Genomic DNA, 26,272 nt, shown 5'->3' on the forward strand with positions numbered 1-26,272 from the left:
GCACCCCGACGAGGAGAAACAGACCCATGGTTGAGTGTGTAGTTAAAAATTGGCAGGGTGAAAGCGCTGGCACCGCCTCGCTAGATCTGCGCGTCGCTAACGAAGACAATGCGCCCCATATCGTTCATCGGGCCCTGGTGCGCCAGTTGAATAATGCTCGACAGGGCACTGCCTCTACCAAGACTCGTTCTGAGGTTAGAGGTGGTGGACGCAAGCCTTGGCGGCAAAAGGGCACAGGTCGCGCCCGTGCGGGTTCGATTCGCTCTCCCCTATGGCGCGGCGGCGGCGTTATCTTTGGCCCCAAGCCCAGAGACTACTCCGTTAAGATGAACCGCAAGGAGCGGCGCTTGGCGCTCAGAACCGCGCTGCAAAGCCGTGCTGAAGACCTGATTGTGGTTCAAGATTTCGCAAACGAGTTGCCCCGTCCCAAAACCAAGGAACTGGCGCAGGCGTTGACTCGCTGGGGTGTGGGGGAAAACGAAACGGCTCTCCTAATTGTTTCTGAGCGAGACGAGATGGTTTATCTGTCGGCTCGAAACATCAGCTCCATCAAGCTAATTTCTGCTGGCAATCTCAACATCTTTGATCTGCTGGCGGCTGACAAGATCGTGGCAACTGCGTCTGCCCTAGAAAAAGTGCAGGAGGTATACGGTGACTAAGTTTGATTCGCGCAACCTGGCAGATCTGATTCGCCGTCCCCTAGTGACTGAAAAGGCAACTCAGCTTCTTGAGGAAAACAAGTACGTCTTTGAAGTGGTTCCCAGCGCAACAAAGCCGCAGATCAAGGCCGCTATTGAATCTTTGTTTGAGGTGAAGGTGGTTGGTGTGAACACCAGCAAGCCCCCGAAGAAGCATCGTCGAGTCGGTCGATTTGCTGGACACAAGCCCCAATACAAGCGGGCAGTTGTGACCCTGGCAACAGGTGATTCCATCGTCCTGTTCCCCGAAGTGTAACGTCTGAAAGCCATCCCCTTGAGAGATTGAAGCCATGGGCATTCGTACATACCGACCTTATACACCTGGCACGCGAGAGCGCTCCGTTGCTGACTTTGCTGAGATCACTCGTAGTGAACCAGAAAAGTCCTTGACTCGCTCGGTGCATCGTCCCAAGGGACGCAACAATCGGGGCGTAATCACCTGTCGCCATCGGGGTGGCGGGCACAAGCGACTGTATCGGGTAATTGACTTCCGCCGCGACAAGCGAAACATTCCTGCCAAAGTGGCAGCAATCGAGTACGATCCCAACCGCAACGCCCGGATTGCGCTTCTTTATTATCAGGATGGCGAGAAGCGCTACATTCTTTGTCCTGCTGGCTTGACGGTCGGTACAACTGTGATCGCAGGTGAAGACTCTCCTTTTGAGGTTGGAAACGCTTTACCACTGGGCAGTATGCCCCTGGGTACGACGGTCCACAATGTGGAATTAGTCCCTGGCAAAGGTGGACAGATTGTTCGCGCAGCAGGCGCTTCGGCGCAGATTGTAGCGAAAGAGGGTGACTTTGTAACGCTCCGCCTGCCGTCCACAGAGGTGCGAATGATTCGCCGCGAGTGCTACGCCACGATTGGTGCGGTGGGTAATGCCGAGTCTCGCAACATTAGCTTGGGCAAGGCAGGGCGCAAGCGTTGGCTGGGCCGTCGTCCGGAAGTTCGCGGCAGCGTCATGAACCCAGTCGATCACCCCCACGGCGGCGGTGAAGGACGTGCGCCGATCGGTCGTTCTGGCCCTGTGACTCCCTGGGGCAAGCCAGCCTTAGGCATGAAGACTCGGAAGAAGAAAAAGGCAAGTAATGCGTTGATTGTTCGTCGCCGCCGCCGCACGTCCAAGCGCGGTCGTGGAGGTCGCGAGTCTTAAGGTTCCGAATCTTTTTACAGGGTTTATGGTTCGTTGACTATCACACGTTTGGTCAATTGGTAGAGGTAAGTCGGTTATGTCTCGCTCACTCAAAAAAGGTCCTTTCGTGGCCGATCATCTTCTGAAAAAGGTTGAAGCGTTGAATGTGAAGGGCGATAAGCAGGTAATCAAAACCTGGTCTCGTGCCTCAACGATTCTGCCTCAGATGATTGGACATACGATTGCCGTTCATAACGGTCGTCAGCATGTTCCGGTTTATGTAACGGAGCAAATGGTGGGACACAAGTTGGGTGAGTTTGCACCGACTCGTACCTTCCGGGGACATGCCAAGAGCGACAAGAAGTCTCGTCGTTAGGTTGAGTCAGGTTTATTTCAGGACGTTCGCAGTAGTTCACAGATACTTGGATTTAGTGCTTGCTGTTGCTCAAACTCTAAAAGCTTGCTGCAAGACACTTGAGAGGAAATCATCATGGCAGTTACGACCGCAGACGAAGTAAAAGCTGTTGCCCGTTATATCCGTATGTCGCCCCACAAGGTGCGTCGGGTTCTGGATCAGATCCGGGGGCGTTCTTACCGAGAGGCACTGATTATCCTGGAATTTATGCCCTACCGTGCCTGCGATCCGGTGCTTAAGGTGCTGCGGTCTGCCGTTGCCAATGCTGAGCATAACGAGGGCTATGCCCCTGCTGAACTGGTGGTGACGACTGCCTATGCTGATCAGGGCCCTGTGCTGAAGCGGTTTCGCCCCCGCGCTCAGGGTCGGGCCTATCAAATTCGCAAGCCGACTTGTCACATCACGATTGCGGTTGCTCCGGGTGCTGAAGACTGAGTTGCGACCCTGTTTGGGCGTGTTGAATGGCGATCGCCCCTTGTTTTGTACCCTTCACTCAAATTCTTGCCTTTTCTGAGGACACATTGTGGGACAGAAGATTCATCCAGTTGGTTTCCGCCTCGGCATCACCCAGGAGCATCGCTCTCTCTGGTTTGCTGACTCCAGCCGCTATCCCAAGCTGCTGCAAGAGGACTACAAAATCCGCAAATATGTTGCCAAAGAGTTGAGCAGTGCAGGTATCTCTGAGGTTCGCATTGAGCGCAAGGCTGATCAAATCGACCTCCAAGTTTTGACGGCCCGTCCTGGCGTGGTTGTGGGTCGTGGCGGCGCGGGGATCGAAAAGCTGCGCGAGGGTCTTCAAAAAGAGTTGGGAGACACCAGCCGCCAGATTCGGATCAACGTGGTTGAGGTTGCTCGTGTGGATGCTGATGCTGCGCTGATTGCTGAATACGTGCAGCAGCAGCTCGAAAAGCGGGTTTCGTTCCGTCGGGTCGTGCGTCAGGCGATTACCCGCGCTCAGAAATCAGGGGTGCAGGGTATCAAAATCCAGGTGAGTGGTCGCCTGAACGGCGCAGAAATTGCCCGTACTGAATACACTCGCGAAGGCAAGGTGCCGCTCCACACGCTGCGGGCAGATATTGACTATGCCTACACCACTGCCCAGACGATTTACGGCATTTTGGGAATCAAGGTGTGGGTGTTTAAAGGCGAGATTATTCCTGGGCAGGAACGAGTGACGCAAGAAGCCGCTCCTAATGTGCCGCCCCGTCGCCGTCAGCAGCGCCGCCGCCAGTTTGAGGATCGTTCTAACGAAGGATAGGGAAGGCGGGCTGAAGGGCGAAAGCTGAATCAGACCAGTGCTTCCATCCCCACCCTGACCCTAGCTTCAATTTCAAGGTAGTGAGCCATGTTAAGTCCAAGACGAACTAAATTCCGCAAGCAGCAGCGCGGCCGCATGAAAGGGCGGGCAACTCGCGGCAACAATATTGATTTTGGTGATTTTGGGCTTCAGGCAATGGAGCCATCCTGGATTACCTCCCGTCAGATTGAGGCTAGCCGTCGCGCCATGACTCGATACATCCGTCGGGGTGGCAAGATCTGGATTCGTATTTTCCCGGATAAGCCGGTTACCATGCGTCCGGCGGAAACCCGGATGGGTTCGGGTAAGGGCAACCCTGAGTTTTGGGTGGCAGTGGTAAAGCCGGGTCGAATCTTGTTTGAGATTGCTGGAGTGCCGGAAGAGACTGCCCGTGAGGCGATGCGACTGGCGCAGTACAAGCTCCCAATCAAGACCAAGTTCATTGTTAAGGAACAACAAGAGCAAGCAGTGGAGGAGTCGTAGAGATGGCTCTGCCTAAGATTTCAGAGATTCGTGATCTCAGTGATCAAGAACTCAGTGAGCAAATTGTAGCCGCCAAGAAGCAGTTATTTGACTTGCGCTTCCAAAAGGCGACGCGGCAACTGGATAAGACGCATCAGTTTGGACATGTCCGCCACCGGCTGGCGCAACTGATGACCGTGGAGCGGGAGCGGCAATTGGCAGCTGCACAAGCGGATGCAGAGAAGGAGTAAGGGGCAATGGCAGTCAAAGAGCGAGTTGGAGTCGTGGTGAGCGACAAGATGGAAAAGACGGTCGTCGTCGCGGTGGAGAACCGTGCCCCTCACCCGAAGTATCGCAAAATTATGGTGCGAACGAAGCGCTATAAGGTTCACGACGAAGAAAACAAGTGCAAAACGGGCGATCGCGTTCGGATTCAAGAAACCCGTCCGCTCAGCCGCACAAAGCGTTGGACCGTTGTGGACATCCTAAATCAGACTTCAGAGAGCTAGTCCACCCCGGAGGAGAGACACCATGATTCAACAGGAAACTTATCTCAACGTGGCGGACAACAGCGGCGCTCGCAAGCTGATGTGCATTCGAGTGTTGGGTGGCAACCGTCGCTATGCCGGTGTGGGAGATGTGATCATCGCTGTGGTTAAGGATGCCATTCCGAATATGGCGGTCAAGAAGTCTGATGTGGTACGGGCAGTGGTTGTGCGAACCAAGAAGGGTCTGCGGCGAGATAGCGGCATGAGCATCCGGTTTGACGACAATGCCGCCGTGATCATCAATAACGATGGCAACCCCAGAGGAACTCGCGTGTTTGGCCCGGTTGCGCGGGAGTTGCGCGATAAGAACTTTACTAAGATTGTCTCGCTGGCTCCGGAGGTGCTGTGATGGGCAAGCTGCGCTACAAAATGCATGTGAAGAAGGGCGACACCGTCCAAGTTATTTCAGGAAGCGATAAGGGCAAAGTCGGCGAGATCTTGCGTGTCTATCCTGAAACCAGCAAGGTGGTGGTCAAAGGCGTTAACGTGCGGACGAAGCATGTCAAGCCTCAGCAAGAAGGGGAGTCTGGTCAGATTCAGACCTTTGAGGCTCCGATTCATAGCTCCAATGTCCTTCCCTACTCCACCAAGCAGAAGGTCGCGAGCCGAATTTCTTATACCTTCAATGCGGATGGCCGAAAAGTCAGAATGCTGAAGAAGACCGGTGAGATTATCGACTAGCGTTTCAGATTCACGTTTCATGTTTCATTCCTGACCAAGCCCAGGAATATATCAGGAGAGTGTTATGGCAAGTCCCAGGTTAAAAACCTACTATCAGGAGACCGTAGTTCCGAAGCTGGTGGAGCAGTTTAACTACGAAAACGTTCATCAGGTTCCCAAAGTGGTCAAGGTGACCGTGAACCGGGGGATGGGCGAAGCGGCTCAGAATGCAAAAGCGCTGGAGGCTTCCCTGGCAGAGATTGCGGTGATCACTGGACAGAAGCCAGTGGTGACGAGGGCTAAGAAGGCGATCGCCGGTTTCAAGATTCGTAAAGGAATGCCAGTGGGCATCATGGTCACCCTGCGCTCGGAGCGCATGTATGCCTTTCTGGATCGCCTTATAAACCTGGTGCTGCCTCGGATTCGAGATTTTCGCGGCATCAGCCCCAAGAGCTTTGATGGTCGTGGTAACTATACTCTGGGGCTTCGTGAACAACTCATTTTCCCCGAAATTGAGTACGACAACATTGACCAAATTCGGGGCATGGACATTTCGATCATCACCACGGCAACCACAGATGAAGAGGGACGCGCCCTGTTAAAGGAACTGGGAATGCCCTTTCGCGATAACTGAGGCAGGCTGACAAAGAGGAAATTATGGCGTCTAACGACACAATTGCAGACATGCTGACCCGCATTCGCAACGCGAATCTCGCCCGGCATCAAACGACCGAAGTCCCGTCTACCAAGATGACGCGCAACATTGCTCGTGTGCTCTTGGAAGAAGGATTCATCAGCGAGTTTTCTGAGACAGGCGAAGGAGCGCAGAAGCGACTGGTAATTGCTCTGAAGTACAAGGGCAAAGGCCGCCGTCCAATTATCAATGCGCTACAGCGGGTCAGCAAACCTGGACTGCGAGTTTACTCAAACTGCCGCGATCTGCCTCGCGTGTTGGGTGGCATTGGAATTGCCATTGTTTCAACCTCCAGCGGCATCATGACGGATCGGGATGCCCGTCGTCAGGGTGTGGGAGGAGAAGTTCTCTGCTACGTCTGGTAAGGATTTTTCTCGATCTGACTTTGTCTGAGCGGATGGCTGCTTGGGTCAAAGCTAAATCTAGCCTCTCATTTTATTTGTGTTTGCTTTGTGTTTGCCTGGTGGCGCTTGTGTCGTAAGCGCATCGCTTGAAAGCCAGCAAGATCGTCCAGGAGTGACTTGTCATGTCTCGCATTGGAAAACGTCCTATTAGTGTCCCTCAGAAGGTGACCGTTACCCTTGACGGTCAGACTCTGGTTGTCAAAGGCCCCAAGGGAGAACTCTCGCGCACGCTTCCGCCAGAGGTTGAGGTTCTGCAAGAGGGCGATACGTTGACGGTGAATCGTCGCAACGAGTCTCGCGCTGCCCGTCAGCGCCACGGATTGTGCCGAACGCTGGTTGCCAATATGGTGGAGGGCGTGTCTCAGGGATTTCAGCGCAAGCTTGAAATCCAGGGGGTGGGTTATCGGGCTCAGATTCAAGGGCGAAATCTGAACCTGATTGTAGGCTATAGCCATCCAGTTTTGATCGAGCCGCCTGACGGGGTTCAATTTGCCGTTGAGAACAATACCAACATTCTGGTCAGCGGAATTGATAAGGAAATTGTTGGTAATATTGCGGCTCAGGTTCGCGCAGTTCGTCCGCCAGAGCCCTACAAGGGTAAGGGCATTCGCTATGCTGGCGAGGTTGTCAGACGTAAGGCCGGTAAGGCAGGGAAGAAATAACCTATGAAACTGACTCGTAAGGAAGCGACTCAGCGTCGTCACGTCCGCATCCGCCAGACAGTTTCTGGCACGTCTGAACGTCCTCGTCTGGCTGTATTTCGCTCTAATCAGCATATCTATGCCCAGGTCATTGATGACACGCAGCATCGAACGCTTGCTGCTGCATCGACGCTGGAGCCTGCGCTGCGCGAAAAGCTCACTTCAGGTGCGAACTGCGATGCGTCTGTAGAAGTCGGTAAGCTGATTGCAGCGCGATCGCTCGAAAAGGGGATTACGCAAGTCGTGTTTGACCGGGGCGGCAAGCTGTATCACGGCCGCGTCAAGGCTTTGGCAGATGCCGCTCGTGAAGGTGGTCTAAGCTTCTAGCCTTTCAGATTCATCTTTAGGACAAGCACACTATCCAGGACAAGCAAGCTATGGCGAAGAAAACCAAGACAAGTCGCGTCAAAGAAAAAGAGACTGAATGGCAAGAGCGTGTTGTTCAGATCCGCCGTGTTACCAAAGTGGTTAAGGGGGGTAAGAAGCTCAGCTTCCGGGCAATCGTGATCGTCGGCAACGAACGGGGCCAGGTTGGGGTTGGCGTTGGCAAGGCCGCTGACGTAATTGGTGCAGTGAAGAAAGGCGTTGCTGACGGCAAGAAGCACTTGGTCGAGGTTCCCCTGACTAAGTCTGACTCCATTCCTCACCCAACCAATGGCGCAGGCGGCGGCGCGAAGGTGATGATTCGTCCCGCTGCTCCGGGAACTGGTGTAATTGCAGGTGGTTCCGTGCGTACCGTGCTAGAACTGGCGGGTGTGAAGAACGTTCTGGCGAAACAGTTGGGTTCGGGTAACCCGCTCAATAATGCCAGGGCCGCTGCAAATGCACTTTCTGCCCTCCGCACCTTCTCTGAGGTAGCAGAAGAACGCGATGTTCCCATTGAAAAACTCTATTCTTGACGAACTATGAGACTTTCAGACACATTTCCAAAACCGGGTTCTCAGAAGCGTCGTCGCCGGGTTGGCCGGGGCATTTCCGCCGGGCAGGGTGCAAGCGGCGGCTTCGGAATGCGGGGACAAAAGTCGCGCTCTGGACGCAGCACCCGGCCGGGCTTTGAGGGTGGGCAGTTGCCTCTCTATCGCCGGATTCCGAAGCTGAAGCATTTCCCGCTGATCAACCGGATTTCCTACACCATCGTGAACGTAGGAGACTTGGCTGAACTGCCTAAGGGGACAGAGGTCAACCTCGACTCGCTGATGGAATTGGGAATTGTGACGCAAAACGATGGCCCGTTGAAGATTTTGGGCGACGGTGAACTGAGTGTTGCGCTTCAAGTGACGGCTGCGGCCTTTACTGAATCGGCGAAGCGCAAGATTGAGGGCGCAGGCGGAAGCTTCAACCTGCTAGATTAAGATATAGAGCGACTTTGCAGCAAGGCAGAGCGGTGAGTGGTTGGCTCTCCTGCTCTGCTTAGTTTTATAGAGGGAGAGGTACTGAGACTATGGTGCGCGATAAGACACCCACGGCGCAGGAAACTTTCTTGCAGATGGCCCAAGCAGCCGGACTGCGAGGACGACTTTTGCTGACTTTGGGAATGTTGATTCTGGTACGGCTGGGTGTCTTTATCCCGATCCCTGGCATTAATCGACAGGCCTTTCAGGCGGCCACGGAGACCGGCGCTTTATCGGCCATCATTGGCTTTTTAGATGTGTTTACGGGTCGAGGACTCTCGACGCTGGGTATTTTTGCACTGGGTATTTTGCCTTATATTAATGCGTCTATTATTCTGCAACTGCTAACAGCTGCGCTCCCCAGTCTTGAGAAGCTGCAAAAGGAAGAGGGAGAAGCGGGCCGCCGCAAGATTGCTCAAATTACGCGCTACGTTGCACTGGGTTGGGGCATTATTCAAAGCCTGGGTCTAGCGATTTTTGTGAACCAGTTTGCTGAGTCGCCGGGGCCGCTGTTCATTGCACAAATGGTGCTGGCTCTGACGGCTGGCTCGATGTTTGTGATGTGGGTAGGTGAGCTGATCACGGAGCGGGGTGTGGGCAATGGTGCGTCGCTGCTAATTTTCGTCAGCATTGTGTCAACTTTGCCGCGATCGCTCGGACAAACTATCGACCTTGCCCAGAGTGGCGATCGCAGCGTGGTCAGCGGTGTGATCATTCTGCTCCTAGTATTCCTGGCAATGATCGTCGGCATCGTTTTTGTTCAAGAGGGAACCCGGCGTATTCCCATCATCTCTGCCCGTCGCCAGGTCGGGCGCAAACTCTACCTTGAAAAGAGCAGCTATCTGCCGCTGCGCCTCAATCAGGGCGGCGTGATGCCGATTATTTTTGCTACGGCGGTTCTGTCTCTCCCGATCTACCTCTCGCAGTTTTTTGGGGATAACGAGATGGTGACGCGGGTACTGTCTTACCTACGGCCGGGCACTTGGGTCTACGTGCTAGCGCTGCTGCTGCTGATCTTGTTCTTCAGCTACTTCTATGCATCGCTGGTGGTCAATCCAGTAGACATGTCCCAGAACCTGAAGAAGATGGGCGCAAGCGTGCCGGGGATTCGTCCTGGTAAGGCAACGAGTGATTATATTGAACGGGTGCTGAACCGACTGACCTTTTTGGGTGCGATTTTTCTGGGATTGGTTGCGATTGTTCCGGCTGCCGTTGAAGGCGCGACCCGCGTGACGACCTTTCAGGGCTTGGGTGCTACGTCACTGCTAATTCTGGTGGGTGTCGCAATTGACACGGCAAAGCAGATTCAGACCTATGTAATTTCGCAGCGCTATGAAGGGATGGTGAAGCAATAGTGGCACGACTGATATTTTTAGGACCTCCCGGAGCGGGCAAAGGCACTCAGGCGGCCGAACTAGCGGCTAGCGCTTCGATTCCTCATGTTTCTACAGGAGATATTTTGCGGGCTGCTGTGGCAAGCGGAACCGAGCTTGGGCAAAAGGCTCAGTCCTACATGGATCGCGGGGAATTGGTGCCGGATGCTTTGATTCTGGACTTAGTACGCGATCGCCTCAGCCAGCCAGATGCCCAAGAAGGCTGGATTTTGGACGGCTTTCCTCGTAATGTTGAGCAGGCCAAGTTTCTCGATGAACTATTGGCAGAAATTGAACAGTCCTGCGATTGTGTCGTCAATTTGGAAGTGCCCGATGAGGTTTTGGTGGCTCGCCTCTTGGGCCGAGGGCGGACAGACGATAACGAGGAAGTGATTCGTACTCGTCTGGCGGTATACCGCAATCAAACTGCGCCGCTGATTGACTTTTATCGCGATCGCCAGCAGCTTGTTTCAATCGATGGCAATCAATCCATTGAGCATGTGGGGGCGGCGCTACGCCAGTTGATTAGCAGCTAGGCAGCTTAGCTTGGCTTGAAAAAACACGTTTGGATAGACCGTCCCAAGCCTATTGGGTGTGCCGCGGATACCGACACGCACAGGTTCTTGGAGTATTTGTTAATCTAATAGATGGTGCATTTTTTAGGTGTTTAGGGTACTTAACGGTTCCCTGGGCTATGAAAGCGGTTTGCTTCAAGGCCCTTTGTGATGGACATGTCTGGAATACCCGTTTTGAACACCGGAGAGGCAGGATCGCTCTAGGCTGATAGCACGCTGCAAAGGCGCTATGGAGTCTGGATCAATGGTCTGAGTCACTGGCTTGAATCGCTTTTAGTTTAGGAGGATGCATTGTCTAAACAGGATCTGATTGAAATGGAAGGAACGGTGACGGATTCGTTGCCCAACGCCATGTTTCGCGTGGACTTAGACAACGGATTTAATGTCTTGGCTCATATTTCGGGCAAGATTCGCCGAAATTACATCAAAATTTTGCCAGGCGATCGCGTCAAGGTCGAGCTGACACCCTACGACCTGACCAAAGGGCGGATCACCTATCGCCTCCGAAATAAGAAGTAGGAGAGGCACTGCATTCAAGTGTTAATAGCTGTTAGTGGCGTTTAGCGCGATCGCCTGCCCACAGGCGAGATGTTTAATCTGAGACTTTTCCTTGACATTTTATCTAAAAAGTTGATAACATATTGGGTTTGTAGTCAGTAGTCAAATTTGGGACATTTCGGGGCATGAAAGTCCGAGCATCCGTCAAGAAAATCTGTGAGAAGTGTCGCGTCATCCGTCGCCGCGGCCGAGTTATGGTGATTTGTTCTAACCCCAAGCATAAGCAACGGCAGGGTTAGTACGTTGAGTGGTTGAATCGACCTATCTTAGGTCAATTTGAAGTTGAGTTCATTGCTGAGCGGCAGAAGTAGGAGTACAAAGCGTGGCACGAATTGCCGGAGTGGATCTTCCTCGCGATAAGCGTGTTGAGATCGGTTTGACCTATATCTATGGCATCGGGCTGACCCGATCCAAAGCAATCCTCGCGAAGACGGGTGTGAACCCCGATACTCGCGTTAAGGATCTGAGCGACGCAGATGTTGCAGCCCTGCGCGAAACGGTGGAGTCTGACTATGAGGTCGAGGGTGACCTCAGACGTTTGGAATCCCTGAACATTAAGCGCCTGATGGACATCGGCACCTATCGCGGCCGGCGGCACCGGATGGGTCTGCCCGTTCGCGGACAGCGGACTCGCACGAATGCTCGAACCCGTCGCGGCGGTCGGCGCACGGTAGCTGGCAAGAAGAAGGCTCCTGGCAAGAAGTAGACGATAGGTTGAGGGTGGTGCTGGCGGACTTGTGTGAACCAGTGCATGGTTAGCTTTGTCAGGGCGCTTTTGCCAGAAGTGAATTAGCGTGTTGGTTTTGTTCCCTCTTTGGTGTGGTTGTATCTGATTGCTCGACCTACTTGCCTCAGCGATCGAGATAGTTGTGGGCGGGAAGGCTTTTAGTCCTAGCTTTAAGGCTGCTTGAGTGCGATCGCCCTTCTACTTTCCTCTCAAGTGCGGCCAGTCCAATCTTCCACGCCTATCCACCCCATCCCTCTGAATCTATTTCCCTGTCCTAACAGTTTGACTACCCTTGGTTTGACAAAGTAAACCCTATTCCTAGACTTAGCGAAGAGAAATGGCTCGACAACCCACGAAACGAACTGGCCCCAAGAAGCAAAAGAAGAACATCCCCAGCGGTGTTGCCCATATCCAATCCACATTCAACAACACGATCGTGACGATCACGGACGCAAATGGAGAGGCGATTTCTTGGGCCTCTGCTGGCTCCAGCGGCTTCAAAGGGGCCAAGAAAGGAACCCCTTTTGCGGCTCAGACTGCTGCTGAAAATGCGGCTCGTCGCGCCATGGATCAGGGAATGCGCCAGATTGAGGTGATGGTCAGCGGCCCTGGGTCAGGGCGGGAGACTGCCATTCGGGCGCTCCAAGGCGCTGGACTGGAAATCACACTAATCCGCGACGTAACGCCTATCCCACACAACGGCTGTCGTCCTCCCAAGCGGCGGCGAGTCTAGTCTTTCCTGCTTTGTTGGAGCAAGGACTGCCGGAAGCTCAGCAAGCAGGGAGTCGAGCGGATTCAGTTGAGGGATAAAGCGCTGGTTTTTGTTTCGACGGTTGATATCTTTGCTAGGCTGACCAGTTGGGTTTTGTTTCTCCAGAGCAAGGGGATAGAGCGCTGGCAGACGAGAACATTGAAAACATAAGAAGGTTGCCTGCCTTCTGTGGCTAAGGAGAAGAGAGGTTGGTCTATGGCACATTTCAAGGTTGAGTGCATAGAGTCCGAAACAGGGAAAAACCAGAGTCTATACAGCAAGTTTGTTCTTGAGCCTTTGGAGCGGGGTCAGGGTACGACGGTCGGAAATGCACTCCGACGTGTGCTGCTGTCGAACCTAGAGGGGGCTGCGGTTACGGCAGTCCGAATTGCAGGGGTGACGCATGAGTTTATGACCGTGCCGGGTGTGAAAGAGGATGCCCTCGACATCCTGCTGAACATGAAGGAAGTCGTGCTGAAGAGTTACTCTTCTCAGCCGCAGATTGGGCGGCTTCGGGTGGAGGGCCCGCTGGATGTCACCTCTGCTTACTTCGATCTTCCATCTGATGTCGAAGTGGTGGATGAAACTCAGCACATCGCGACGGTTTCCGCAGGTTCTGTGCTGGAGATGGAGTTCAAGATCGAGAAGGGCATCGGCTATCGAGCCATTGATCGGAGCCGGGATGACTCTTCGGCGGTTGATTATTTGCAAATCGACTCAATTTTCATGCCTGTGCGTAAGGTGAATTACACCGTTGAGGATGCGCGGGTTGGCGGGTCTCTAGAAAAAGATCGCCTGATCATGGAAGTGTGGACGAATGGTAGCATCACTCCTCAAGATGCTCTGAGTCAGGCTGCCGGTATTCTGGTGGATCTGTTTACCCCGCTGAAGGACATCACGATTGATGACATTGGGCCCATCTTCTCGGATGATGAAGATCCCCACAACCAGATCTTGATTGAGGAACTGAATCTTTCGGTTCGCGCCTACAACTGTCTGAAACGGGCCCAGATCAATACGGTGGCGGATTTATTGGAGTACTCCCAAGAAGATTTGTTAGAAATCAAAAACTTTGGTGCGAAGTCTGCCGAAGAGGTGATCGAGGCGCTTCAAACTCGCATGGGGATTACCCTGCCCCATGAAAAGCCTGCCAAGACTGGTTAAGGTCGTTGGGGTTCTGGCTTGCTGTGCCGTATTGGGGCTGGGCAAGGGGCAAGGACTTTGGGTAGGGACTTTACCGTACTGCTTTCGTTTTGCTGTTTAGTTTAATTTCTAAGTGATATGCGTCACCGTCGTCGTGTTCCACAACTGGGTAAGCCCGCAGATCAGCGGCGCGCTCTCCTCAGAGCGCTGACCACTGAACTCATTCGTCACGGTCGCATCACAACGACCAAGGTGCGGGCCAAGGCAGTCCGTTCCGAAGCAGAGCGAATGATTACGCTTGCAAAGGACGGCTCTCTGGCTGCTCGACGTGAGGCTCTGGGCTACCTTTATGACAAGCAGCTTGTTCACGCCCTGTTTGAGGGTGCGAAGGAGCGCTATGGCGATCGCAATGGGGGCTACACTCGCATTCAGCGAACCGTAAGCCGCCGGGGCGATAACGCTGAAATGGCGATTATCGAACTGACCTGAGGATGTAGGCATCTGGCTATGGCGATCGCGCTGCCAACGCTAAAGGAGTCTGCTAGTTCAGGGGAAGCCTGCTCGGTAGACTCACAACGGGTTGCCTTGGTCATTCAATACCTGGGCACTCGGTTTCACGGCTGGCAGCGGCAGGCGCAGCATCGCACCGTCCAGGAAGAAATTGAGCGGGCGATCGCCGCTGTGCTGGGGTATTCTGTGACGCTGCATGGCGCAGGGCGAACCGATTCTGGCGTTCACGCAGCCGCTCAGGTAGCTCATTTTGATGCGGCGACCCTGATCCCGCCCTACCGCTGGCGTGATATTCTCAATAGCCGCCTGCCAGAAGACGTGCTAATTCGGGCTTCGGCCCCGGTGGATCGTTCCTGGCACGCTCGGTTTTCAGCGATTTGGCGACGCTATCGCTATACGCTCTACACTGACGCTTGCCCCAATTTGTTTGTCCGCCCCTTTAGTTGGCACTATTATCATGCGCCGCTGGATGTTGAAGCTATGCAGGCAGCGCTGACCCCATTGCTGGGGCGACAGCACCTGGCAGCATTTCACCGGGCTGGCTCGAAGCGAGCCCATTCCTGGGTCGATGTGCAGGCGGTAGAGTGCGTCCGACGTGGGCCCTTCGTGCAGCTAGAGATCCAGGCGAGCGGGTTCCTCTACGGCATGGTGCGTCTGCTGGTGGGAATGCTGGTTGACGTGGGACGGGGAGAGCGATCGCCCACCGAGTTTACCCGCCTCTGGCAAGAGCAGCGCCGGGACGAGGTTAAGTATGCCGCTCCGCCGCAGGGACTCTGCTTGCTACGCGTAGGCTATCCTGATTCGCCCTTTGAGCCGAGCCTCTGGTATGACACCCAGCCCCAGTTCCTCTTGCCGCTGACCGAGCCAGCGATCGCCGTTGCCTCGTCTGTCTAGCTAGTGCGTCGTCAAGCCCTTTTCCTCTTTTGCCTAAGCCTCCTACTCTGAGCCTCCTACGAGCCTTTCCTAACCCTTTGACCCTCCTGGAACCCGATAGAACATCATGAACAAGACCTATCTTCCTCCTACAACCGAAATTGAGCGTAAGTGGTACGTCGTCGATGCGACCGATCAGCGCCTCGGACGGCTGGCCAGCGAAGTCGCCAATGTGCTTCGCGGCAAAAACAAGCCGACCTTTACGCCGCATCTGGACACGGGCGATTTCGTAATCATCGTGAATGCTGAAAAAGTAGACGTGACGGGCAAAAAGCGCACCCAAAAGCTCTACCGTCGTCATTCTGGGCGGCCCGGCGGCATGAAGGTGGAGAACTTTACCAAGCTCCAGTCTCGCCTGCCAGAGCGGATTGTAGAGCAGGCTGTGAAGGGGATGCTGCCGAAGAACTCCCTGGGTCGCCAGTTGTTTACCAAGCTCAAGGTCTATGCGGGCCCGACCCATCCTCATGCGGCTCAGCAGCCCGAAGTTTTGACGATTAAAACGATTCCTGGAGAGAAATAAGAATGCAAGCTACTGAGAAGTCTGGTCGTGTTGTGTATTGGGGGACGGGTCGTCGCAAGTCGGCGATCGCCCGCGTTCGGCTAGTGCCTGGTACGGGCAAGCTGATCGTGAATGGCCGCCCCGGAGAAGAGTATCTCCAGTTCAACCCATCCTATCTGGCGATCGCCAAAGCGCCTCTGGAAACCCTGGGACTGGAAAATGAATACGACGTGTTGGTGAATGCAACGGGTGGCGGACTGACCGGCCAGGCAGACTCAATCCGCCTGGGTGTAGCGCGGGCGCTCTGCGAACTAGACCCTGAGAACCGCAAGCCGCTAAAAATTGAAGGCTATTTGACCCGCGATCCCCGCGCTAAAGAGCGGAAGAAGTACGGTCTGCACAAGGCCCGCAAGGCTCCCCAATACTCGAAGCGCTAGACTGGCTGTAGGGGCGACGTAGGCTGCACCTTGCTCGATCGCCTGCATTGACCGTTTGACAATCCTTGACAACCCTTGAAAAGCAACAGACTTGAGACTGTTATGCCAAAGCCTGACATCCATCCCACTTGGTATCCCGAAGCCAAGGTTTACTGCAACGGTGAACTGGTCACGACCGTTGGTTCTACTAAGCCCGAACTGCACGTCGATGTATGGTCTGGCAACCATCCCTTCTATACGGGCACTCAGAAGATTATCGACACTGAGGGTCGCGTGGAGCGCTTCTTGCGGAAGTATGGGATGACCGACTCGCGCACGGGCGACGGCGCAGCGGCGGATAAGAAGAAGTAGCGATAGGAAAATTGGCGATCGCCTTCATTTTCTGAATTTTGACCCTCACGGGTGGCGAACCCTTCGCCTCACCTATCGTTCTTTCCCACTCCCACCGTTATGGCAGAAGCCTATCTTCTCGACAAGCTGAATTCTGTAGAGCAAACCTTTCACGAACTGACGCGGCGGCTGGCTGATCCCGATATTGCAACCGATCCCACGGAGTTCCAAAAGCTTGCTAAAACTCGGTCGTCACTAGAAGAAACGGTGACGACCTTTGACGCATGGAAAAAAGCCCAAAGCGACCTAGAAGGGGCGCGACAGATTCTGAAAGACGCGGGTGGCGATGCAGAACTGCGGGAAATGGCGGCGCTGGAAGTAGACGAGCTAGAAGAAAAAATCGCGCACTTGGAAAATCGGCTAAAGGTGCTGCTGCTGCCGCGAGATCCCAACGATGACAAGAACATCATGCTGGAGATCCGGGCGGGTGCAGGTGGCGACGAGGCTAGCATTTGGGCGGGTGACCTGCTGCGGATGTATTCTCGGTATGCCGAAAGCCAAAACTGGCGGGTCAAGATGGTCAGCGAGTCGCTGGCGGATATGGGCGGCTTTAAGGAAGCCATCTTGGAAATTCAGGGCGACCAGGTATATAGCAAGCTCAAGTTCGAGGCTGGCGTTCATCGAGTGCAGCGAGTCCCTGTGACGGAGGCAGGCGGGCGGGTTCACACCTCGACCGCGACGGTCGCTGTCATGCCGGAAGTCGATGATGTGGAAGTGGAAATCGACCCAAAGGATATCGAGCTAAAAACAGCGCGATCGGGTGGCGCAGGCGGGCAGAACGTGAACAAGGTAGAAACCGCTGTTGACCTGATCCACAAGCCAACAGGCATTCGCGTATTTTGCACCGAAGAGCGATCGCAGCTTCAAAACCGCGAACGCGCCATGCAAATCTTGCGAGCTAAGCTTTACGAAATCAAGCTGCGAGAACAGCAAGAAGCCGTCACCTCAATGCGTCGCTCTCAGGTTGGTACGGGCGAACGCCCCGAAAAAATTCGGACTTACAACTACAAGGACAATCGTGTCACCGACCATCGCCTAAACCAAAACTTTAGTCTCAATGCTGTTCTGGAGGGCGATTTGGAAGATTTGATCCAGTCTTGCATTTCCAAAGACCAGCAAGAGCGATTGGAGGAAATGGCTGCGTCTTCTTGATGCAAGCCCGATCGATGTATATCAAACCCGCATCAAGCCTTCATGAAGCTCGATACCTCTACTCCATCCGTTTTAGCAGGACACTAGGGTCAAGAACGGCTTATCACTCTTTTGGCGGATTGAGTGGATGCTGACTGGGCGGTGGAGCATTAGGATCGATTAGCTCGCTCAGGGCTTCGGTCAGTGCTTTCGGGTCCATGAACACAATTTTGGAGTTTGGGCTGTCGCCGAGTCGATAGCTGGCATCGACGTATCGTTGTGCGACCAGATATTTCATAATCTCCCGGCTGTTGGGCTGAGACTTTAGCGCATCCGCAATCATTTTCATGGATTGCACCGCACCCTCGGCTTCTTCAATTGCCGCCTGTTTTTTGCCCTGCGCTTCAGAAATAGCCGCCTTCTTTTTACTTTCGGCCGCACGTTCTAGCTCCATTGCCCGCAGCACATCTGGGGCAGGCTCAATGCTCTGCACCTCCACCCGCGTCACCTTCACGCCCCAGGTTGCAGTTGCTTCGTCAAGCTGGTGCAGCAAGGCCTGGTTGATCTCATTTCTAGAGGAAAAGGTCTGAGCTAGACTCATCCGCCCAATTTCGGAACGGAGCGTCGTCGTCACCAGGCTCTCCAGCGCTTCCTCAATATTTTCCACGGCATAGAACGTGCGCTCTAGCTGCAAGATTCGCCAGTAGACTACTGCATCTACGTCAGCCGATACGTTGTCCCCGGTAATCGCCTTTTGCTTGTCGATATCCAGCACGCGCTCCCGGGTGGATTCTTCTAGAACAATCGTGTCGAGGAACGGCACCACAAAATTCAGCCCTGCCGTGAGCTTGCGGTGAAATTTCCCTAGCCGCTCTACTAGCGCCTCGGTGCCCTGATTGATAATTCTGACGGAGCCGACAGTATAACCCACAATTAGGAGAGCAAGGGCAGCAACGATGGACTCCATAGGGTGCGATTCTCCAAAGCAGCGTTAGAGAGAAGAGAGTAGAGAGAAAGACTAGAGAGAAAAGACTATAGAGAAGAGACTGTTCTTCTAATGTATCCTTTGTGGCGGGATTTGGTACGGATGAACCGTGATAGGGTGATGAGGTGATGGAGGCGGCCAGTAGAACCTTTTCTTAACAACTCTTTATTATGAGGTTAACCTCTACCATTGTCTGTCTCCATGCTGAGCCAAATTAAAGATCTTGCTGCGAGCCTTGCCCCCCGACTGGTTGAAATTCGCCGCCATCTGCACAGCCATCCTGAACTGAGCGGACAGGAATACCAGACGGCCGCTTATGTTTCAGGAGTGGTGTCGTCTTGTGGACTGCATGTGCAGGAACTAGTCGGTAAGACAGGCGTAGTGGCAGAACTGCGCGGCACAGATAGAGACTGCCGAATGCTGGCAATTCGCACGGATATGGATGCGCTGCCAATTCAGGAGCGTACAGGACTGGAATTTGCTTCGCGGCAGCCGGGAATTATGCACGCCTGCGGTCATGATGTGCATACCACCGTGGGGCTGGGGACAGCGATGGTGCTGGCGCAGTTGGGGATTCAGTTTCCAGGCACAACTCGGTTTTTGTTTCAGCCTGCGGAGGAGACGGCGCAGGGCGCAGGCTGGATGATTCGGGATGGGGTGATGGAGGGCGTGACGGCTATCTTTGGGGTTCACACGTTTCCGACGATTCCGGGGGGATCGGTGGGGATTCGCTATGGGGCACTGACGGCGGCGGCGGACGATTTGGAACTGGTGATTATGGGCGAGTCGGGGCATGGGGCGCGTCCGCATGAGGCGATCGACGCGATTTGGATTGCATCGCAGGTGGTGACGACGCTGCAACAGGCAATTAGCCGGACGCAAAACCCGCTGCGGCCGGTGGTGCTAACGATTGGGCAAATCCAGGGCGGGCGGGCACCGAATGTGATTGCGGATCAGGTGCGGATGCTGGGGACTGTGCGATCGCTCCATCCTGAAACCAGCGCTAGTCTGCCGGTCTGGATCGAGCAAATCGTGGCGAATGTCTGTCAGAGCTATGGGGCAAAGTACACGATGAACTATCGCCGGGGTGTGCCTTCGGTACAAAATGATCCAGCGTTGACGCAGATTATGGAGTCGGCGGCATCGGAAGCCTGGGGGGGCGATCGCGTCCAAATTCTGTTAGAACCCTCCCTCGGTGCAGAGGACTTCTCACTGTATCTGCAACATGCTCCTGGCACCATGTTTCGCCTGGGTGTAGCCTTTGCTGACAAGCCCAACTATCCGCTGCACCATCCCCAGTTTCATGTAGACGAAACGGCGATCGTGACGGGCGTGGTGACGATGGCCTACGCAGCGTATAAATACTGGCAGCAGTAATCAGAGAGTTGGGGTGTAGAGGATTAGAGCAGGATCGCTGGGCCCTTCCACTATAAACGTCTGTCACAAATTTCCGTACCTGGGTGTCTAGAAATCCTACCCGGTTAACCACCTCGCTAAACCGCTATGCTGAATAGTATTGACCACTGGAAAAACGCCAGACGGCTGCGTATTCTTTCGGCAATTCTCGGCAAGATTTCGCATACTTTTGTGCGTTTGCCTGGTTAACTTCTAACGCAACATCGCCACATTGCAATATTGCAACTCACAATATTGCAACATTTGCAACATCTAGACGCTTGGCAGAGGAGCCACATCGCTATGGCAGGCTTTGGAGATCTGGTTCAAAAGGCATTTTATCTGGGAGTTGGGCTAGCATCCTACGCGGGCGAAAAAGCGGGCAGCACGCTGGCAGATTTGCGGGTGCAGGCGCAAAAGCTGGCGGATGAAATGGTTGCTCGTGGCGAAATCAGCGCCGAAGAAGCCCGCCGCATGGTGGAAGAGATGATGAACCGCGCTCAGCAGCCCGCTGGGGGTGAACCTGAAAAAACCACAGAGCTGCGCCGCATCGAGATTCTGACAGATGAGGAAGAGCCAACGCCCTCTGCTGGCCAGCCGACCGCCGAAAACTCTGCAACCGAAAACTCTGCAACATCGGGTCAGTCGCCGAGCCAGCCAACGGCGGATGATCTGCGTCAGCAAGTCGCCAAGCTGCAAGAGGAACTGAGACGGCTGAAACGGGATTAGGGACTGGGGATTCGGAATTGGGGATGAGGAGCGGCGGGGGATCTGCTTGGCAGGGCTGCGATCGCGCTGATTCTATGTTCCGTATTGATCCCAACCTTTACCCTTGGTATTGCCGCTCGACCCTGACTTTTAAAACTTGATCCCCAACCCCTGAGACCTATGTTTGAGACGATCGCCCAGCAAGTAGAACAGTTCCTAGAAGAGATTAACCGCGACGTGAATGAGGCGGTGGATGCAATTTTTGAATGGTCGGACGAAGTGGCAGAGCGGCTGAATGAGGCGATCGCCCCCGATCTCGACCAGATCGATCGCCAGATGGAAGAGTGGCTGGCTCCCTTTATCAATGCGGTGACGGGCGTAGAAAGCACCATCCAGGAAACCGTGCAGCCCTTTAACCAAACCGTTGACCCCATTCTCAACCGTCATCCCGCCTGCGTCGGCTGCCGCAACTACCACGGCCAAGTCTACGGCGGCACGATGCTGGTCTGCGGAATGCACCCGTTTGGCTGGGAAGGGGAGCAGTGCCCCGATTTTGAGTCGGTCTGGAAAGGTGGGGATAAAGCCTAAAGTAAACGCCTAAAGTAAAGTAAATGCCTAAAGTAAACGCTGGCAAGTGAACGCTGGCATCCCTGCTGACTGTTTACTGCTGATTGTTTACCTTTACGCTTGCCTTTCCGTTTACTCTCGCTACTCTAGCTCTCGCCTGCCCTCTAGCGCCCGCGCCAGCGTCACCTCGTCGGCGTATTCCAGGTCGCCCCCCATCGGCAGCCCAAAAGCAATGCGGGTGACCTTGGTAAACGGCTTTAGCAGTTGCCCAACATAAAGCGTGGTGGTGTCGCCTTCTACACTGGGGCTGATGGCCATGATGACTTCCTCAACGCCCTGCTGGGCTACGCGCTTAACCAGGGGCGAAATATGGAGATGGTCGGGGCCGATGCCTTCCATCGGAGAAATCAAGCCGCCCAAAACGTGGTATTTGCCCTTGTATTCGCGAGTTTTTTCTAGGGCGATGACATCGCGAGAATCGGCCACCACGCAGATGAGCTGCGGATCGCGGCTGGGATTTTTGCAAATGTCGCAGACGGGTTCGGCCGACAGGTGAAAACAAACGGAACACAGTCCGACTTGCTGTTTTGCCTCTAGCAACGCCTGGGCTAGGGCTTTCACTTCTTCTTCTGGCCGCTTAAGAATGTGCAGCGCCAGCCGCTGAGCCGATTTAGGCCCAACGCCAGGAAGCCGTTGTAACTGTTCAATCAGGCGGGCGAGGGGACGAGTGTAGACCAGGGTTCCTCCAGGGGCCGCGAGGCGCAAAAGGGGCGTAGATTTTCGATCATAGAGGATGGTTGCAGGATTGGGGCTGTTCAGCAGTTGCATCCTGGCTGCGAATTTGAGGACACCTGCGATTCCGCTTTAGAATCGTAGAATTGAGCGTAATTTTTGTTAGTTAGAAAACCTATGGTGAGGCTCTTTAAGCCGTCGTTTCGCAAGCAGATTGCCCGGATTGAGGTGGCGGGGGCGATCGCCAGTGACACTCGTAAGCGTGTCCTGGAAGCCCTCAAGCAAGTCGAGGAGCGGAAGTTTCCTGCACTGTTGCTACGAATCGACAGCCCTGGTGGAACAGTGGGCGATTCTCAGGAAATCTATCAAGCGCTAAAGCGGCTGGGTGAAAAAATCAAAATCGTCGCCAGCTTTGGCAATATCTCAGCCTCTGGCGGTGTCTATATTGGCATGGGCGCACAGCATATTGTGGCAAACCCTGGCACGGTGACGGGCAGTATCGGTGTCATTCTGCGGGGCAATAATCTGGAGCGCCTGCTGGAGCGAATTGGCGTGTCCTTTAAGGTGATTAAATCTGGCCCGTATAAAGACATTCTGGCCTTTGACCGAGAACTGACAGAGCCAGAGCAACATATTCTGCAAGAGCTGATTGACACGAGCTACGGTCAGTTTGTGCAAACGGTGGCTGAAGCTAGGAACCTAGCAGTTGAAACTGTCCGGGGCTTTGCCGATGGACGGATTTTCACGGGGCAACAAGCGCTGGAACTGGGTGTGGTGGATCGCCTGGGGACTGAGGAAGATGCTCGTCGCTGGGCCTGCGAACTGGCTGGCCTCGATCCAGAAAAGACTCGCACGTTTAACATCGAGGAGAAAAAGAGCTTGCTCCGCCGATTGCGAACGGGGAGTGAAATGCAGGGCGATCGCCTTGGCAGTTTGCTTGCCCACAGGCTATCTTCGGCTACAGACTGGATCGAGTTTGAACTGGCGACGAGCGGCGTGCCGCTGTGGATGTATCGGCCATAGGCGGGGTGATGGAGTCACGAAGTGATGGCATGGCGGAGCAGTAACCCTTCTCCCAGTCCCAATCCTTCTACGCTCCATTTCCTAAATACTCAAAACGGGAGGACAAATCTGTGGGTTGGCGAGTTCGGGCAATTCGGGGTGCAACGACGGTTGCAGAGAATACGGAAGGGGCGATCGCCGAAGCGGTAATCGAGCTATTGGAAGAACTGGAACGGCTCAACCCCGGAGTCCTCGACCCGGACGAAATCGTGAACCTGATTTTCTCCGTTACGCCAGATCTGGATGCTGTCTTTCCGGCCAAAATTGCCCGCCAGCGCCCCGGCTGGAACGATGTGCCGCTGCTGGATTTGCAGCAAATGGCGGTGAAAGGCAGCCTACCGCGCTGCATCCGGCTGCTGCTGCAAATCAACCTACCTGCGGAGGTGCGCGTCCGCCATGCCTACCTGCGAGAGGCGGCAGAACTGCGCCCGGATTGGCAGTATGCGCCGATGACGCTCCAGTAGGGGCATCACTTCACCGCGCCTTCCCATAGCCAGTCCAATTGCAAAACCAGCCCCGGCAGAACGGGTTCACCGGACAGGCTAGTGGGCGCGTCTAGCACTTCTACGGGCTGGTCGGGTCGATAAATTTCGGCTTGCTGTTCCTCTGGATTCAGCATCCAGCCGAGCTTTGCGCCACAGGAAAGGTATTCCTGCATCTTGGTGCGAATGGTTTGGGGATTGTCGCTGGGGGAGAGGAGTTCCAGCACAAAGTCAGGGCAGATGGGCGGAAACTTGCGACGGAGATTGGGTGGCAGGGCTTCCCAGCGAGCCTTTTCAACCCAGGCTACGTCAGGAGAGCGATCGCCCCCACCCGGTAACCGAAAACAGGTAGACGAATCGAACACAACGCCTAGCCCAGTCTGCCGATTCCAAATCACAAAATCGGCTGTAAGAGTTGCATTATCTTTTCCAGTTTCTCCGCCGGTGGGAGCCATAATGACGAGTTCTCCGTTGGGGGTGCGCTCAAACTTGATGTCGGGATTGTTGGCACAGAGCGCGTCAAACTGAGCGTCAGTCAGCACAGTAATGGCACTCAGATCAATAGTGAAGTGGGTCATTGGACGGTGGCTCCTTGCGCTGGCGTTAACTCTAGAATAGGCTCTATGGCAGGATTTGGAGGTCAAGGAGTAGAGTTCAGGGCTGAACGCTAGAAAATTTTGAGACTTTGAGACATGCGACTTTGAGACATGCGACTTTGAGACATGCGACTATTTACAGACTTACAGACTCAAAGATGTCCCAAAGATCTTGATGCGCCATTTGCCTGCTATACACTGAAATGTGTGGCCGGGTAGCAATTCAAATGTTCTACTCTAAGATTCTAGCCCCTGATAGTTGAGCCATTAGGGTGATCCGTATTTTGATTTCCATATCTTGATCCAGGTGTTCTCTTTGCCCCTCCTATGTTAATTTCTCTCAACATTGAGAACTTTGCCCTGGTCGATTGCCTAGAGATTCGGTTTGGCCAGGGCTTGAACGTGCTGACGGGGGAAACGGGCGCGGGCAAATCGATTATTCTCGACGCGCTGGATGCGGCACTGGGCGGCAAGGTATCGGGGCGGGCGGTGCGAACGGGGGCGGATTCGGCGCGAATCGAGGCGACCTTTGCGATGGAGCCTGTGCTGCAAGACTGGCTGGCGGCGCAGGATATTGAGCCGCTAGAGGATGAAACGCTGGTGTGTAGCCGCGAGATGACGCTGGGGCAGGGCAGCGTCCGCAGCCGTTCGCGGGTGAATGGGGTAGTGGTGAACAAGCAGCAGATGGAAGACCTGCGCGATCGCCTCGTGGAAATTACCGCCCAGGGGCAAACCGTGCAACTGGGGCAGCCCAGCCTCCAGCGCGACTGGCTCGATAGCTTTGGTGGCGCTGCCCTGATGCAGCAGCGAGAAGTTGTTGCAGCTACCTATGCCGCGTTTCAGCAGGCGGCACAAGCGCTAGAAAAACGCCGCCAGATGGAGCAACAACGCCAGCAGCAGCTTGATTTGTTTGAATATCAGGCAAAGGAACTGGCGGCGGCAAATCTCAGCGATCCGCAAGAGTTGGAGCAGTTAGAGCAGGAACGCCAGCGCCTCAGCCATACGGTGGAGCTACAGCAACAGAGCTATCAGGTGTATCAGGCGCTCTACCAAAACGACACGGGCGGCAATGCAGCGGCAGATCTGTTGGGCAAAGCGGAAAATTGGTTGACGGATATGGTGCGCTATGACCGAGATCTGGAGCCAGTGTTGGATATGGTGGCGGAAGCGCTGGCGCGGATACAGGAGGCGGGTCGGCAAATCAACACCTACGGTGAGGGGTTGGAAGCAGACCCGGAGCGCCTAGAAGCCGTAGAGCAGCGAATTATTCAGCTTAAGCAGATTTGCAAGAAGTATGGCCCGACCCTTGCCGAGGCGATCGCCTACGCGCAGCGGGTGCAGGCAGATGTGGACGCGCTCAGCGATGGCGGACAATCGCTAGAAGCGCTGGAAGCCCACTATGCCCAGCGTCAGCAAGAACTCGCCGCCGCCTGTGCCCAGCTTACGGAACTGCGTCGCGCCGCCGCCCACACGCTGGAAGCTCGAATCATTGAGGAACTAAAGCCGCTGGCCATGGAAAAGGTGCAGTTTCAGGTGGAGATTACGCCGGTGAATCCAACAGCGGCCGGGGGCGATCGCATCACGTTTCTGTTTAGCCCCAACCCTGGTGAACCGCTGCAACCGCTGACGGCGATCGCCTCTGGTGGGGAAATGAGCCGCTTTTTGCTGGCGCTGAAGGTGTGCTTTTCGCAGGTCGATCCGATCGGCACAATGGTCTTTGACGAAATTGACGTGGGGGTGTCGGGGCGCGTGGCCCAGGCGATCGCCGATAAGCTGCACCAGCTTGGCAGCCGCCATCAGGTACTCTGCGTGACGCACCAGCCGCTCGTTGCCGCCATGGCCCATACCCACTTTCGGGTCGATAAGCAGGTGATTGACCCAGCCGCAGAATCCACCAGCAACAATGGCCGCAGGAAGGTCAAAGCGACCCCTGAGCCAGTAGGTTCTGAGCCAGTAGATACGGATTTGCTGGAGGGATCTGAAGACGTGCGGACGGTCGTGCGCGTATCCCAACTGAGCGATGATCAGCGCCGCCATGAGCTGGCTCAGCTCGTGGGTGGGAATGAAGAGGCGATCGCCTTTGCCGATTCGCTGCTGACTCAGGCCGCATCTCGCCAGCAGGACTCTGGAACTAAAGCCGGAACTAAAACTGTAGCCAAGCCCAGGCGGAATCGGGGTTGAAGGCTTTCAAAAGCTTTCAAAACTATATCTTTGGGATATTTTCAAGAATGAAAACTTTTCAAGAATGAAAACTGGCCTAAGCAGCCCTATTCTCTTTCGAGAAATCCTTCCAGAAATAACTTCCCCAGCCTTCC

At 54.7% G+C, this 26,272-nt stretch carries 39 protein-coding genes; 36 read left to right on the forward strand and 3 right to left on the reverse strand.

The features are described from left to right. The first annotated feature begins 26 nt into the window (after positions 1–26). From rplD to prfA, 30 genes are all read left to right on the forward strand, one after another. On the forward strand, positions 27–659 hold the full coding sequence (gene rplD, locus HNI00_RS07020; protein WP_172358441.1) for a 50S ribosomal protein L4: 633 nt from the start codon (positions 27–29) through the stop codon (positions 657–659). Beyond that, entirely contained in the window at positions 652–954 is a 303-nt protein-coding gene (locus HNI00_RS07025; protein ID WP_068510083.1) for a 50S ribosomal protein L23, read from the forward strand. The genes rplD and HNI00_RS07025 overlap by 8 nt, the downstream gene beginning before the upstream one ends. Positions 955–988: 34 nt before the next feature. Then, a complete protein-coding gene (gene rplB, locus HNI00_RS07030) occupies positions 989–1,852 on the forward strand; it encodes a 50S ribosomal protein L2 (RefSeq protein ID WP_297080125.1) in 864 nt (287 codons plus the stop codon). 76 nt (positions 1,853–1,928) lie between these two features. Continuing rightward, positions 1,929–2,207 (forward strand): 30S ribosomal protein S19, encoded by a 279-nt coding sequence (gene rpsS, locus HNI00_RS07035; RefSeq protein WP_068510079.1) that lies wholly within the window; start codon positions 1,929–1,931, stop codon positions 2,205–2,207. A 114-nt stretch (positions 2,208–2,321) separates the two neighbouring features. Continuing rightward, on the forward strand, positions 2,322–2,681 hold the full coding sequence (gene rplV, locus HNI00_RS07040) for a 50S ribosomal protein L22 (RefSeq protein ID WP_297080126.1): 360 nt from the start codon (positions 2,322–2,324) through the stop codon (positions 2,679–2,681). 88 nt (positions 2,682–2,769) lie between these two features. Further along, on the forward strand, positions 2,770–3,504 hold the full coding sequence (gene rpsC, locus HNI00_RS07045; RefSeq protein ID WP_068510076.1) for a 30S ribosomal protein S3: 735 nt from the start codon (positions 2,770–2,772) through the stop codon (positions 3,502–3,504). Positions 3,505–3,591: 87 nt separating this feature from the next. After that, positions 3,592–4,026, forward strand: a complete 435-nt coding sequence (gene rplP / locus HNI00_RS07050) for a 50S ribosomal protein L16 (RefSeq protein WP_068510074.1) — start codon at positions 3,592–3,594, stop codon at positions 4,024–4,026. A gap of 2 nt (positions 4,027–4,028) precedes the next feature. Next, positions 4,029–4,256: a 50S ribosomal protein L29 gene (rpmC, locus tag HNI00_RS07055; RefSeq protein WP_172358437.1), complete on the forward strand. Its 228-nt coding sequence runs from the start codon at positions 4,029–4,031 to the stop codon at positions 4,254–4,256. Between the two features lie 6 nt (positions 4,257–4,262). After that, a complete protein-coding gene (gene rpsQ, locus HNI00_RS07060; RefSeq protein ID WP_277772177.1) occupies positions 4,263–4,514 on the forward strand; it encodes a 30S ribosomal protein S17 in 252 nt (83 codons plus the stop codon). 22 nt (positions 4,515–4,536) lie between these two features. Continuing rightward, complete coding sequence (gene rplN, locus HNI00_RS07065; RefSeq protein WP_068510068.1) at positions 4,537–4,902, forward strand: 50S ribosomal protein L14; 366 nt, start codon at positions 4,537–4,539, stop codon at positions 4,900–4,902. Then, positions 4,902–5,234 carry a 50S ribosomal protein L24 gene (gene rplX / locus HNI00_RS07070; RefSeq protein WP_068510066.1) on the forward strand — a complete coding sequence of 111 codons (333 nt, stop codon included), beginning with the start codon at positions 4,902–4,904 and terminating at the stop codon, positions 5,232–5,234. The genes rplN and rplX overlap by 1 nt, the downstream gene beginning before the upstream one ends. 64 nt (positions 5,235–5,298) lie before the next feature. Next, on the forward strand, positions 5,299–5,847 hold the full coding sequence (gene rplE, locus HNI00_RS07075) for a 50S ribosomal protein L5 (protein WP_068510065.1): 549 nt from the start codon (positions 5,299–5,301) through the stop codon (positions 5,845–5,847). A gap of 23 nt (positions 5,848–5,870) precedes the next feature. Beyond that, complete coding sequence (gene rpsH, locus HNI00_RS07080) at positions 5,871–6,272, forward strand: 30S ribosomal protein S8 (RefSeq protein WP_068510063.1); 402 nt, start codon at positions 5,871–5,873, stop codon at positions 6,270–6,272. 161 nt (positions 6,273–6,433) lie between these two features. Next, a complete protein-coding gene (gene rplF, locus HNI00_RS07085; RefSeq protein ID WP_172358434.1) occupies positions 6,434–6,973 on the forward strand; it encodes a 50S ribosomal protein L6 in 540 nt (179 codons plus the stop codon). Between the two features lie 3 nt (positions 6,974–6,976). Beyond that, positions 6,977–7,339 (forward strand): 50S ribosomal protein L18, encoded by a 363-nt coding sequence (rplR, locus tag HNI00_RS07090; RefSeq protein WP_316791946.1) that lies wholly within the window; start codon positions 6,977–6,979, stop codon positions 7,337–7,339. 50 nt (positions 7,340–7,389) lie between these two features. Then, positions 7,390–7,911: a 30S ribosomal protein S5 gene (gene rpsE, locus HNI00_RS07095; protein WP_172358432.1), complete on the forward strand. Its 522-nt coding sequence runs from the start codon at positions 7,390–7,392 to the stop codon at positions 7,909–7,911. 6 nt (positions 7,912–7,917) lie between these two features. After that, positions 7,918–8,364, forward strand: coding sequence for a 50S ribosomal protein L15 (rplO, locus tag HNI00_RS07100; RefSeq protein WP_316791950.1), 447 nt, complete (start codon positions 7,918–7,920; stop codon positions 8,362–8,364). An 89-nt stretch (positions 8,365–8,453) separates the two neighbouring features. Beyond that, complete coding sequence (secY, locus tag HNI00_RS07105) at positions 8,454–9,758, forward strand: preprotein translocase subunit SecY (RefSeq protein WP_316791953.1); 1,305 nt, start codon at positions 8,454–8,456, stop codon at positions 9,756–9,758. Continuing rightward, on the forward strand, positions 9,758–10,312 hold the full coding sequence (locus HNI00_RS07110; RefSeq protein WP_297083281.1) for an adenylate kinase: 555 nt from the start codon (positions 9,758–9,760) through the stop codon (positions 10,310–10,312). Before secY ends, HNI00_RS07110 begins: the two co-directional genes overlap by 1 nt. Before the next feature lie 330 nt (positions 10,313–10,642). Further along, positions 10,643–10,870, forward strand: coding sequence for a translation initiation factor IF-1 (gene infA / locus HNI00_RS07115; RefSeq protein ID WP_058881950.1), 228 nt, complete (start codon positions 10,643–10,645; stop codon positions 10,868–10,870). Between the two features lie 164 nt (positions 10,871–11,034). Next, positions 11,035–11,148, forward strand: coding sequence for a 50S ribosomal protein L36 (gene rpmJ / locus HNI00_RS07120; RefSeq protein WP_006618079.1), 114 nt, complete (start codon positions 11,035–11,037; stop codon positions 11,146–11,148). 83 nt (positions 11,149–11,231) lie between these two features. Continuing rightward, a complete protein-coding gene (gene rpsM / locus HNI00_RS07125; protein WP_068510050.1) occupies positions 11,232–11,615 on the forward strand; it encodes a 30S ribosomal protein S13 in 384 nt (127 codons plus the stop codon). A gap of 358 nt (positions 11,616–11,973) precedes the next feature. Beyond that, positions 11,974–12,369 carry a 30S ribosomal protein S11 gene (rpsK, locus tag HNI00_RS07130; RefSeq protein WP_068510048.1) on the forward strand — a complete coding sequence of 132 codons (396 nt, stop codon included), beginning with the start codon at positions 11,974–11,976 and terminating at the stop codon, positions 12,367–12,369. Positions 12,370–12,603: 234 nt separating this feature from the next. Beyond that, entirely contained in the window at positions 12,604–13,551 is a 948-nt protein-coding gene (locus tag HNI00_RS07135) for a DNA-directed RNA polymerase subunit alpha (protein ID WP_316791969.1), read from the forward strand. A 117-nt stretch (positions 13,552–13,668) separates the two neighbouring features. Further along, positions 13,669–14,019, forward strand: coding sequence for a 50S ribosomal protein L17 (rplQ, locus tag HNI00_RS07140; protein ID WP_277772171.1), 351 nt, complete (start codon positions 13,669–13,671; stop codon positions 14,017–14,019). Between the two features lie 18 nt (positions 14,020–14,037). Beyond that, positions 14,038–14,934: a tRNA pseudouridine(38-40) synthase TruA gene (gene truA, locus HNI00_RS07145; RefSeq protein ID WP_316791972.1), complete on the forward strand. Its 897-nt coding sequence runs from the start codon at positions 14,038–14,040 to the stop codon at positions 14,932–14,934. A 106-nt stretch (positions 14,935–15,040) separates the two neighbouring features. Beyond that, a complete protein-coding gene (rplM, locus tag HNI00_RS07150; protein WP_297080134.1) occupies positions 15,041–15,493 on the forward strand; it encodes a 50S ribosomal protein L13 in 453 nt (150 codons plus the stop codon). 2 nt (positions 15,494–15,495) lie between these two features. Then, complete coding sequence (gene rpsI / locus HNI00_RS07155) at positions 15,496–15,909, forward strand: 30S ribosomal protein S9 (RefSeq protein ID WP_068510037.1); 414 nt, start codon at positions 15,496–15,498, stop codon at positions 15,907–15,909. Positions 15,910–16,011: 102 nt separating this feature from the next. Next, complete coding sequence (gene rpmE, locus HNI00_RS07160; RefSeq protein ID WP_172358424.1) at positions 16,012–16,260, forward strand: 50S ribosomal protein L31; 249 nt, start codon at positions 16,012–16,014, stop codon at positions 16,258–16,260. Positions 16,261–16,359: 99 nt separating this feature from the next. After that, positions 16,360–17,451, forward strand: a complete 1,092-nt coding sequence (gene prfA / locus HNI00_RS07165) for a peptide chain release factor 1 (protein ID WP_316791977.1) — start codon at positions 16,360–16,362, stop codon at positions 17,449–17,451. A 103-nt stretch (positions 17,452–17,554) separates the two neighbouring features. Here prfA and HNI00_RS07170 read toward each other — a convergent pair whose 3' ends face one another. After that, the gene (locus tag HNI00_RS07170; RefSeq protein ID WP_172358422.1) at positions 17,555–18,397 is read right to left on the reverse strand and encodes an SPFH domain-containing protein; all 843 of its coding nucleotides are present in this window, start codon (positions 18,395–18,397) and stop codon (positions 17,555–17,557) included. Positions 18,398–18,616: 219 nt separating this feature from the next. On the opposite strand from HNI00_RS07170, the gene HNI00_RS07175 reads away from it, so the two are divergent. From HNI00_RS07175 to HNI00_RS07185, 3 genes are all read left to right on the forward strand, one after another. Continuing rightward, entirely contained in the window at positions 18,617–19,792 is a 1,176-nt protein-coding gene (locus HNI00_RS07175) for a M20 family metallopeptidase (protein WP_316791980.1), read from the forward strand. A 321-nt stretch (positions 19,793–20,113) separates the two neighbouring features. Further along, positions 20,114–20,539, forward strand: a complete 426-nt coding sequence (locus tag HNI00_RS07180; RefSeq protein WP_316791982.1) for a phasin family protein — start codon at positions 20,114–20,116, stop codon at positions 20,537–20,539. Positions 20,540–20,698: 159 nt separating this feature from the next. Beyond that, positions 20,699–21,106: a hypothetical protein gene (locus HNI00_RS07185; protein WP_297080138.1), complete on the forward strand. Its 408-nt coding sequence runs from the start codon at positions 20,699–20,701 to the stop codon at positions 21,104–21,106. Positions 21,107–21,226: 120 nt separating this feature from the next. Here the strand turns inward: HNI00_RS07185 and recR are convergent, their stop codons facing one another. Continuing rightward, complete coding sequence (gene recR / locus HNI00_RS07190) at positions 21,227–21,913, reverse strand: recombination mediator RecR (RefSeq protein ID WP_316791984.1); 687 nt, start codon at positions 21,911–21,913, stop codon at positions 21,227–21,229. 81 nt (positions 21,914–21,994) lie between these two features. Between recR and sppA the strand changes: the two genes are divergently transcribed. Then, on the forward strand, positions 21,995–22,840 hold the full coding sequence (gene sppA / locus HNI00_RS07195; RefSeq protein WP_316791986.1) for a signal peptide peptidase SppA: 846 nt from the start codon (positions 21,995–21,997) through the stop codon (positions 22,838–22,840). Positions 22,841–22,950: 110 nt separating this feature from the next. Further along, positions 22,951–23,343, forward strand: coding sequence for a chorismate mutase (aroH, locus tag HNI00_RS07200; RefSeq protein ID WP_172358416.1), 393 nt, complete (start codon positions 22,951–22,953; stop codon positions 23,341–23,343). Between the two features lie 5 nt (positions 23,344–23,348). Here the strand turns inward: aroH and HNI00_RS07205 are convergent, their stop codons facing one another. Beyond that, on the reverse strand, positions 23,349–23,939 hold the full coding sequence (locus HNI00_RS07205) for a Uma2 family endonuclease (RefSeq protein ID WP_316791990.1): 591 nt from the start codon (positions 23,937–23,939) through the stop codon (positions 23,349–23,351). Between the two features lie 345 nt (positions 23,940–24,284). Between HNI00_RS07205 and recN the strand changes: the two genes are divergently transcribed. Then, entirely contained in the window at positions 24,285–26,138 is a 1,854-nt protein-coding gene (gene recN, locus HNI00_RS07210) for a DNA repair protein RecN (RefSeq protein ID WP_316791992.1), read from the forward strand. Positions 26,139–26,272: the final 134 nt, after the last annotated feature.

Origin of the sequence: Thermoleptolyngbya oregonensis NK1-22 (genome assembly GCF_032705245.1) — a bacterium.
Classification (GTDB): domain Bacteria; phylum Cyanobacteriota; class Cyanobacteriia; order Elainellales; family Elainellaceae; genus Thermoleptolyngbya; species Thermoleptolyngbya sichuanensis.

Bases quoted from the DNA above. Each gene is read 5' to 3' on its own strand.
- rplD (WP_172358441.1), top strand. From the start codon at position 27: ATGGTTGAGTGTGTAGTTAAAAATTGGCAGGGTGAAAGCGCTGGCACC.
- rplB (WP_297080125.1), top strand. From the start codon at position 989: ATGGGCATTCGTACATACCGACCTTATACACCTGGCACGCGAGAGCGC.
- rpsS (WP_068510079.1), top strand. From the start codon at position 1,929: ATGTCTCGCTCACTCAAAAAAGGTCCTTTCGTGGCCGATCATCTTCTG.
- rplV (WP_297080126.1), top strand. From the start codon at position 2,322: ATGGCAGTTACGACCGCAGACGAAGTAAAAGCTGTTGCCCGTTATATC.
- rplP (WP_068510074.1), top strand. From the start codon at position 3,592: ATGTTAAGTCCAAGACGAACTAAATTCCGCAAGCAGCAGCGCGGCCGC.
- rpmC (WP_172358437.1), top strand. From the start codon at position 4,029: ATGGCTCTGCCTAAGATTTCAGAGATTCGTGATCTCAGTGATCAAGAA.
- rpsQ (WP_277772177.1), top strand. From the start codon at position 4,263: ATGGCAGTCAAAGAGCGAGTTGGAGTCGTGGTGAGCGACAAGATGGAA.
- rplN (WP_068510068.1), top strand. From the start codon at position 4,537: ATGATTCAACAGGAAACTTATCTCAACGTGGCGGACAACAGCGGCGCT.
- rplX (WP_068510066.1), top strand. From the start codon at position 4,902: ATGGGCAAGCTGCGCTACAAAATGCATGTGAAGAAGGGCGACACCGTC.
- rplE (WP_068510065.1), top strand. From the start codon at position 5,299: ATGGCAAGTCCCAGGTTAAAAACCTACTATCAGGAGACCGTAGTTCCG.
- rpsH (WP_068510063.1), top strand. From the start codon at position 5,871: ATGGCGTCTAACGACACAATTGCAGACATGCTGACCCGCATTCGCAAC.
- rplF (WP_172358434.1), top strand. From the start codon at position 6,434: ATGTCTCGCATTGGAAAACGTCCTATTAGTGTCCCTCAGAAGGTGACC.
- rplR (WP_316791946.1), top strand. From the start codon at position 6,977: ATGAAACTGACTCGTAAGGAAGCGACTCAGCGTCGTCACGTCCGCATC.
- rpsE (WP_172358432.1), top strand. From the start codon at position 7,390: ATGGCGAAGAAAACCAAGACAAGTCGCGTCAAAGAAAAAGAGACTGAA.
- rplO (WP_316791950.1), top strand. From the start codon at position 7,918: ATGAGACTTTCAGACACATTTCCAAAACCGGGTTCTCAGAAGCGTCGT.
- secY (WP_316791953.1), top strand. From the start codon at position 8,454: ATGGTGCGCGATAAGACACCCACGGCGCAGGAAACTTTCTTGCAGATG.
- rpmJ (WP_006618079.1), top strand. From the start codon at position 11,035: ATGAAAGTCCGAGCATCCGTCAAGAAAATCTGTGAGAAGTGTCGCGTC.
- rpsK (WP_068510048.1), top strand. From the start codon at position 11,974: ATGGCTCGACAACCCACGAAACGAACTGGCCCCAAGAAGCAAAAGAAG.
- HNI00_RS07135 (WP_316791969.1), top strand. From the start codon at position 12,604: ATGGCACATTTCAAGGTTGAGTGCATAGAGTCCGAAACAGGGAAAAAC.
- rplQ (WP_277772171.1), top strand. From the start codon at position 13,669: ATGCGTCACCGTCGTCGTGTTCCACAACTGGGTAAGCCCGCAGATCAG.
- truA (WP_316791972.1), top strand. From the start codon at position 14,038: ATGGCGATCGCGCTGCCAACGCTAAAGGAGTCTGCTAGTTCAGGGGAA.
- rplM (WP_297080134.1), top strand. From the start codon at position 15,041: ATGAACAAGACCTATCTTCCTCCTACAACCGAAATTGAGCGTAAGTGG.
- rpsI (WP_068510037.1), top strand. From the start codon at position 15,496: ATGCAAGCTACTGAGAAGTCTGGTCGTGTTGTGTATTGGGGGACGGGT.
- rpmE (WP_172358424.1), top strand. From the start codon at position 16,012: ATGCCAAAGCCTGACATCCATCCCACTTGGTATCCCGAAGCCAAGGTT.
- prfA (WP_316791977.1), top strand. From the start codon at position 16,360: ATGGCAGAAGCCTATCTTCTCGACAAGCTGAATTCTGTAGAGCAAACC.
- HNI00_RS07170 (WP_172358422.1), bottom strand. From the start codon at position 18,397: ATGGAGTCCATCGTTGCTGCCCTTGCTCTCCTAATTGTGGGTTATACT.
- HNI00_RS07175 (WP_316791980.1), top strand. From the start codon at position 18,617: ATGCTGAGCCAAATTAAAGATCTTGCTGCGAGCCTTGCCCCCCGACTG.
- HNI00_RS07180 (WP_316791982.1), top strand. From the start codon at position 20,114: ATGGCAGGCTTTGGAGATCTGGTTCAAAAGGCATTTTATCTGGGAGTT.
- HNI00_RS07185 (WP_297080138.1), top strand. From the start codon at position 20,699: ATGTTTGAGACGATCGCCCAGCAAGTAGAACAGTTCCTAGAAGAGATT.
- recR (WP_316791984.1), bottom strand. From the start codon at position 21,913: ATGCAACTGCTGAACAGCCCCAATCCTGCAACCATCCTCTATGATCGA.
- sppA (WP_316791986.1), top strand. From the start codon at position 21,995: ATGGTGAGGCTCTTTAAGCCGTCGTTTCGCAAGCAGATTGCCCGGATT.
- HNI00_RS07205 (WP_316791990.1), bottom strand. From the start codon at position 23,939: ATGACCCACTTCACTATTGATCTGAGTGCCATTACTGTGCTGACTGAC.
- recN (WP_316791992.1), top strand. From the start codon at position 24,285: ATGTTAATTTCTCTCAACATTGAGAACTTTGCCCTGGTCGATTGCCTA.